The organism is Microbispora sp. NPDC046933, assembly GCF_040644635.1.
In the GTDB taxonomy this organism is placed as follows: Bacteria; Actinomycetota; Actinomycetes; order Streptosporangiales; family Streptosporangiaceae; genus Microbispora.
In genome coordinates, this window is record NZ_JBEYWW010000118.1 from 1 (window position 1) to 1376 (window position 1376).

The 1376-nt window shown below is 38.4% G+C and carries 1 protein-coding gene; it reads left to right on the forward strand.

All coding sequences use genetic code 11. The features are described from left to right. Nucleotides 1-435 precede the first annotated feature (435 nt). Nucleotides 436-1376 (forward strand): OFA family MFS transporter (locus tag ABZ857_RS44230; protein ID WP_357056966.1); only part of this gene is annotated, 941 nt, incomplete at its 3' end.

Sequence of the window (1376 nt, forward strand, 5' to 3'; positions counted from 1 at the left end):
AAGAAATGGAACGCTCTTCGGCTTTGCGGTGTCTACTGAAATCAAGGTATTAATGGGAATACCAGCCTAAGATATTTGGAGTTCAGAGAGGGCGAGTTTGATTTTCAAACTTCGCAACAGAACCAAAATAAGCATAACTTTTAAAGTGCTCCATAACTGTTAGATTTCTTGTCTAACAATTATGGAGCACTTTAGGTTCCCTGTGCTTTTTTATTTGTTCAAAAACAGCAACCGTAATTTGTTTTTTCCCAGTACTATAGCTAACTTAAATGTACTTTTCATTAGCCAACGTTAAAATTCGTCTTATACTAAAATTTAATTGTTTAAATGTGATAATCAATGTGATATTATTATTATATGACAACAATGGTTGTTAACAACGTTTAAATTATTCGTATACTTATTCGTATACTATCAAAAATGGAGGAATAGGTATTGAAAACAAATCGCTATGTTGTTGCGTTTGCAGGTGTCATGTTTCATTTAATGATTGGTTCCGTTTATGCTTGGAGTGTTTTTACTAATCCAATTGCAAAACAAAATGGTTGGGCAGAATCCTCAGTCGCTCTTGCATTTAGTATCGCTATTTTCTTCTTGGGAATGTCAGCCGCCTTTATGGGCAAAGTCGTTGAAAAAATAGGCCCTAGACTAACGGGAACTATTGCTAGCTTTCTTTACGGAACTGGAACCATTATGACTGGTTGGGCTATCCATCAAAATTCAATTTGGCTATTATATCTCTCATATGGTGTCATAGGCGGCTTAGGACTGGGAGCAGGATACGTTACCCCTGTATCAACAATTATTAAATGGTTTCCAGACAAACGCGGTTTAGCAACGGGGTTAGCTATTATGGGATTTGGTTTTGCAGCAATGCTGACTGGTCCTGTTGCTCAACAGCTAATGGCTAGTGTTGGTCTTGAACAAACATTCTATCTCTTAGGAACATTTTATTTTGTTATTATGCTGCTCGCTGCACAGTTTATTGTTCGTCCAAATCTGGCACTATCAAGCACTACTGAAAATAGCATTTCTCAAAAAAAGGGAACACGTCTAACCCGAGGACCGGAGCTAACAGCTAACCAAGCCCTCAAAACTAAATCCTTCACTTTTCTTTGGATAATGTTATTTATCAATATTACATGCGGGATCGGCCTTGTCTCAGCTGCATCCCCCATGGCTCAAAGTATGACCGGCATGTCTGTCCAAACAGCCGCAATTATGGTTGGAATCATAGGCCTTTTCAATGGCTTTGGACGTTTGATATGGGCAACTTTGTCTGATTATATCGGGCGCCCTGCTACTTTCAGTACCATTTTTATTCTCGAAATTGTAATGCTTTCAGCCAAGCTCATCTTCAAACTACCGCTCCTATT